Here is a 4,794-nt window from a genome sequence, read left to right on the forward strand (position 1 = left end):
GTCCAGCGGCGGCGAATAAACGGCCAGGCCCAACTGGCCCGGCAGCACCGCGAGCAGGCCGCCGCCGACCCCGGACTTCGCCGGCATGCCCACGTCCGAGAGCCAGGCACCGGCGTCGTCGTACATGCCGCAGGTAGCCATCACGGAGAGGACCCGTTCCTCCACCTCCAGGTCCAGCACCTGTTTTCCGGTGAGCGGGTTGGTGCCGCCGTTGGCCAGGGTGGCCGCCATGACCGAGAGATCGCGGCAGGTGACGAGCACCGAGCACTGCCGGAAGTAGTCCTCGGCCACCGGGTCCGGATCCTGCTCGATGATCTCGAAGGAGCGCAGCAGGTGGGCCAGCGCCCGGTTGCGGTAGCCGTGCCGCGCCTCCGACTGGAACGTGCGTTCGCTGACCGACAGGTCGCGGCCGGCGAAGGCGGAATAGTGCTCGAGGATGCGGCGGAAACCGGTCTTGCCGCCGCTGCCCTTGATCAGGGAGGTGGCGGTCAGTGCCCCGGCATTGATCATCGCGTTGGCCGGGCGGCCGGTGCCCGGAGCCAGGGAGATCTCGTTGAAGGCGTTGCCCGACGGCTCTACGTCCACCTTCTGGTCCACGGCGTCGAGGCCGAGGTCGGAGAGCGCGAGCCCGTACGTGAAGGGCTTGGATATGGACTGGATGGTGAACTCTTCGTTCGAATCGCCGACCTCGTACACATAGCCGTCCACGGTGGCCAGGCAGATGGCGAAGTTGTCCGGGTCCGCGCCGGCCATCGCGGGAATCCCGCCGTACGGCTTGCCGTCCTTGAGGCCGGCGAGCTCGGCGTGCAGGGCGCGGAGATAGCTTTGGATAGGGGAGTCCATGATGCCAGCCTATGGGGTGGCAGGAACGTACAACCAACGGGGCGGGTCCAGGGCCCGGCCCCACGGGCCATGCCCGGCGAGCGAGCCGCCGAGGTGCCGATCATGCCGGAAAGCCGGGCTGCGGGGCCCGCCGGGTTAGATTGGCGGTATGACCGATCCCGGGCCGGTGCCGGCCGCCGACAACCCGCTGTTCGACTTGCTGGGCGCCGGTGATCGCGCCGGGGTCCTTGGCTACGCGGCAGCCATGCCGGACAGCGAAAAGCGGCGCCAGAAGTCGATGGTCCGGAGGTTCCGGACGGTGGTCTCGGCAGAGCCGAGCGGCGAGCGCTCGCCGGACGGGTGGTGGCAGGGCCTGCTGAAGCCCGACCATTGGGCCGCCGCGGACATCGCCCACATGGCCTGCATCGGCGCCGAGCGGTCCGCCGACCTGTCCTACACCGACTTAAAAGTTGCGCGCGACGTGCCGCCGGTGTTGTTTCCGGGCCACCTTGACCTGTTCGTCGAGGCATGGGCTGCCCGCTATCTGCGCAATCCCAAAGGCTGGGACCGCAACCGCGGTATTGACGCGATGTTCGACTGGGTCCGCGACGGCCTCGTGCCGGCCCCGGCGCACCGAGGTGCGATGCTCCTGCTGTTGAGCCAGACGCAGGTTGAAGCCATCGACTTTCTCAAGTTCCTGCGGGCGCGGCCGGGATTAATCGACGTGACGCTCAAGGAACTGTTCCACGTACCGGGAATCAAAGGTGCCAGCGCCATGCAGTTCGATGAGGGCAATCCCTGGGAGAACCGCAAGCTGTCGGTTCTGCTGCCGCAGTTGGTGAAGCTGGGCTACTGGGACGCCGAGTGGGTCCGGCAGGGGATTGAACGCGTCCTGGTGAGCGACGAATGGCCGGACTACCAGAAGCGCTTTTTCAAGTTGTTGCGCAGCAACCTCGCGGAGTAGCAAGGGCCGGCAGCGGACCTTGAATGGGCGGCCGTGCGGCAGGCCGTCCCCTGATGACTGGAAGTTGCCAGGTGGGCAGATCGAAGTGCACGAAGTCGTGGCGCACGACGTGTTTGCGGTTTGACGCCGGTGTTGCTGCGCTGATGCATCGTCTACGCTGAGGGAAAAGGCGCCGCGGCGAAAGGCAGGACAGCAATGACTTCCAATCCGCAGGGCACGGGACGGGACGGAGCCGAAGCCGGGGGTACCCACACCGGCCGATCGGGAGCGGGGCCGTCCGGTGGCTCCGGGCAGGGCAAATCCGGCGATCTTGGGCCCAAAACCGGCGGGACAGGCCGGGACGCGCTTGACGGGCGCGAGGCGAGGCAACAAGGCACCCGGCTGGGGATGATCTGGACGTCGGTGGTCGTTGCACTGCTCTTGCTGGTGCTGCTGATTGTGTTCATCGCGCAGAACCAGGACCAGGTCCTGCTGCGCTATTTCGGCTTCGAGGGGCAAGTCGCACTGGGGCTGGCGCTGTTCGTGGCGTCGGTCGCCGGGGGAATCTTTGTCGCCGCCGCCGGGGCAGCCCGCATCATCCAGCTGCGCTACCGCACCCGCGTGAGCCGCAAGAACGGTTCTGCCCCGCGTTAATTCGGATTCGCAGATGGCACAGGACGTACATCGCCGGTTGTTCACGGTCGGTCACGGCACCAGCACGCCCGAAGAGCTGGCCGAACTGCTCCACGGCGCCGGCGTGCAGAAGGTCGTCGATGTCCGCCGGTTCCCGGGCAGCCGCAAGCATCCGGACATGGGTCGCGACGCGCTCGCCGAATGGCTTCCGACCGCGGGCCTCGGCTACCGCTGGGAAGAAGACTTGGGCGGCCGACGGCGGATTCCCGCCGGCGAGCCTGAGCCGGACAGTTGGTGGCAAGTCGCTGCGTTCCGGGCCTATGCCGCCTACACCCGCACCCCGGAATTCGCCAAGGGACTGGGACGCCTGCTGACCGACGCCGAGGCCGCCGACGTGGCGATCATGTGCAGCGAGAGCGTGTGGTGGCGCTGCCACCGCCGGATCATCTCGGACGTCCTGGTGCTGCTGCACGCCTTCGAGGTCGTGCACCTGCTGCCCGGCGGCAAGAAATCATTGCACGAGCCGGCGGCGGGTGCGCGAACCGAAGCCGGCCGGTTGTACTGGGACCTGCCGGCGGCATGACGCCCGGGCGATAAACCACCGTTCGGGAACCGAGCGCAGTCGTACGCAATAAACCACGGCGCCGGGGAACCGAGCCGCGGCTTCGGAATAGAGCCTTGGTGGCCCGCGCGCCGGTGGCGGTCAGCGCTTGCGGCCGAAGACCAGCGAAGCCAGCGCCGTCGCCGCCGTCACCGTATACACCGCCGGCCAGGCGCCGATCTTCTTGGCCAGCGGATGGGACACGCCAAAGGCCGCCAGATAGCCACCGGTCAGTGCCGCCGCCCGCCCGGTGCCGGCGTTGCGCTGCCACATCGCGAAGGCTCCGGCCCCCGCGGCGGCCAGCACGGCGCCGGCCAGCGGGCGGTTCTTGGTCGCCTGGCCGGTCTTGAAACCGCCGAGCAGGCCGGTGCTGGTGAGCAGGGTGGGGAGGACGGAACTCATGGGCATCTCCTTGGACGTCGGGACTTCCAGACTATCCGCGCCCACTCGCCGGCGGGGTGCTCGGCAACCGTGCAGGTGTCCCGGTCGAACCCGCCTGAGGGCATCTGCCCAGGGTGCCGCCCTAGGGTGCCGCCGGCGGGGATCTCCTCTGGGCGGGACCCCGTGCACCCCCGCGGTGCCAAACGGTCAGGTAGAGGCGGTGGGCGGTGATGACCAGCACCAGCCACGCGGCACCGAGGGTCCAGGCGACCAGGACATCGGTGAACCAGTGGTGGCCCAGAAAGACCCTGCTCAATCCCATGGCCACCGCGAACAGGGCAGCGGCGCCGACGGTGAGGATCTTCGACCGCCGCTTGGCCTGGCGCAGGATGAGCAGGTAGGCCACCACGCCGGCGATGACGACCGCGTTGAGGGAGTGCCCGCTGGGAAAGGACGCCGAATATTCGAACGGCGGCACCGCCTCCCGCAGCGGCGGCCGGGCCCGTCCGATAAACTGCTTGGCGGCAACCGTCATTAACAGCGACCCGGCGGCGGCGGTGGTGATCAGGATGGCCGGTGTCCAGGACCGCCGGCGGAAGGTCAGGATACCCATGACCAGCAACGCGAGGATCGGCATGCCGATGGGCCCGCCGATGTTCGTGAACGCGGTCACCGCCGTATTGAGCCAGGGTGACCGGACGGTTTGTGCAGCGTCCAGGACCGGCTGATCGAATTCGGCAACGCCGTCTTCGTCGGTCACCGCCTCGTAGATCTCGGTCGACGCGACGGTGAGCAGCACGGCGACCAGCGCCCCGGCGGCCAGCGTGAGGATCAACGCGGCGTGTGGACCCAGGATGCTGCTGAGGCGGTGCATCCCGCGTGCCAAAAACCTGCCCGGTGGCGTGTTCCACCGGGTCAGGTCCCGCCCGCCCAGGAAGCGCTCTTCGCGCGGACCGTCGACCGGCCGGGACGGCGCGTCGGCGTCGTCGTTGACTTCGTCAGGCATTACGCCCCCTCAGCGGCGGTGCCGCACCACCGCGTTACGGCGCCGCACGACCGCGCTACTGCGCGGCCTTCCGCCTCGCCGCGATCAGCTTGTGCGTTCCGTCGCAGTACGGTTTGATGCCCGACGCGCCGCAGCGGCACAGGGCGACCGTCTCCCGCGTACGGGGCACCGCCTCGCCGTCGCCGTCCACAAGGTCAAAGTCACCGCGCACCAGCAGCGGCCCGTCGGGGCAGACGACGATCTCGGTCGGTTCCTGGCTCGTCATACATTTCTCCTATCGAAGCGTTGAAGTGGCTGAACCGCCGCTGCAGTGATGCCGGGCTGCTGGCCGCGCTCCGCAGCCGTCGGCCGGAATACGGCACGCCGCCCGCCAAGCGCCAGCCCACGGCGAGCCATGAGGTCACGGCC

Annotated in this window: 7 protein-coding genes; 3 read left to right on the plus strand and 4 right to left on the minus strand. The window is 68.6% G+C overall.

Annotation, left to right across the window (positions count from 1 at the left end; translation table 11 throughout):
* The coding region (gene glsA / locus AC5RUJ_RS11265; protein WP_494155878.1) for a glutaminase A at window positions 1-843 on the minus strand (843 nt) is incomplete at its 3' end.
* 148 nt (window positions 844-991) lie between these two features.
* Between glsA and AC5RUJ_RS11270 the strand changes: the two genes are divergently transcribed.
* The 3 genes from AC5RUJ_RS11270 to AC5RUJ_RS11280 all read left to right on the plus strand — a co-directional run bounded on the left by AC5RUJ_RS11270 (window position 992) and on the right by AC5RUJ_RS11280 (window position 2,981).
* On the plus strand, window positions 992-1,786 hold the full coding sequence (locus AC5RUJ_RS11270; RefSeq protein WP_494155879.1) for a hypothetical protein: 795 nt from the start codon (window positions 992-994) through the stop codon (window positions 1,784-1,786).
* Window positions 1,787-1,981: 195 nt separating this feature from the next.
* A complete protein-coding gene (locus tag AC5RUJ_RS11275) occupies window positions 1,982-2,419 on the plus strand; it encodes a LapA family protein (RefSeq protein ID WP_494001682.1) in 438 nt (145 codons plus the stop codon).
* A gap of 13 nt (window positions 2,420-2,432) precedes the next feature.
* Window positions 2,433-2,981 (plus strand): DUF488 domain-containing protein, encoded by a 549-nt coding sequence (locus tag AC5RUJ_RS11280; protein WP_494102319.1) that lies wholly within the window; start codon window positions 2,433-2,435, stop codon window positions 2,979-2,981.
* A gap of 120 nt (window positions 2,982-3,101) precedes the next feature.
* Here the strand turns inward: AC5RUJ_RS11280 and AC5RUJ_RS11285 are convergent, their stop codons facing one another.
* The 3 genes from AC5RUJ_RS11285 to AC5RUJ_RS11295 all read right to left on the minus strand — a co-directional run bounded on the left by AC5RUJ_RS11285 (window position 3,102) and on the right by AC5RUJ_RS11295 (window position 4,651).
* The gene (locus tag AC5RUJ_RS11285) at window positions 3,102-3,401 is read right to left on the minus strand and encodes a hypothetical protein (RefSeq protein WP_493987708.1); all 300 of its coding nucleotides are present in this window, start codon (window positions 3,399-3,401) and stop codon (window positions 3,102-3,104) included.
* 121 nt (window positions 3,402-3,522) lie between these two features.
* Window positions 3,523-4,386, minus strand: coding sequence for a phosphatase PAP2 family protein (locus AC5RUJ_RS11290; protein ID WP_494128045.1), 864 nt, complete (start codon window positions 4,384-4,386; stop codon window positions 3,523-3,525).
* 55 nt (window positions 4,387-4,441) lie between these two features.
* Window positions 4,442-4,651, minus strand: coding sequence for a CDGSH iron-sulfur domain-containing protein (locus AC5RUJ_RS11295; protein ID WP_494001678.1), 210 nt, complete (start codon window positions 4,649-4,651; stop codon window positions 4,442-4,444).
* Window positions 4,652-4,794: the final 143 nt, after the last annotated feature.

It is taken from the genome of Arthrobacter sp. Y3223164 (genome assembly GCF_059091005.1).

Excerpts from the sequence above, each read along its gene's own strand:
- AC5RUJ_RS11270 (WP_494155879.1), top strand. The coding sequence starts at position 992 with ATGACCGATCCCGGGCCGGTGCCGGCCGCCGACAACCCGCTGTTCGAC.
- AC5RUJ_RS11275 (WP_494001682.1), top strand. The coding sequence starts at position 1,982 with ATGACTTCCAATCCGCAGGGCACGGGACGGGACGGAGCCGAAGCCGGG.
- AC5RUJ_RS11280 (WP_494102319.1), top strand. The coding sequence starts at position 2,433 with ATGGCACAGGACGTACATCGCCGGTTGTTCACGGTCGGTCACGGCACC.
- AC5RUJ_RS11285 (WP_493987708.1), bottom strand. The coding sequence starts at position 3,401 with ATGAGTTCCGTCCTCCCCACCCTGCTCACCAGCACCGGCCTGCTCGGC.
- AC5RUJ_RS11290 (WP_494128045.1), bottom strand. The coding sequence starts at position 4,386 with ATGCCTGACGAAGTCAACGACGACGCCGACGCGCCGTCCCGGCCGGTC.
- AC5RUJ_RS11295 (WP_494001678.1), bottom strand. The coding sequence starts at position 4,651 with ATGACGAGCCAGGAACCGACCGAGATCGTCGTCTGCCCCGACGGGCCG.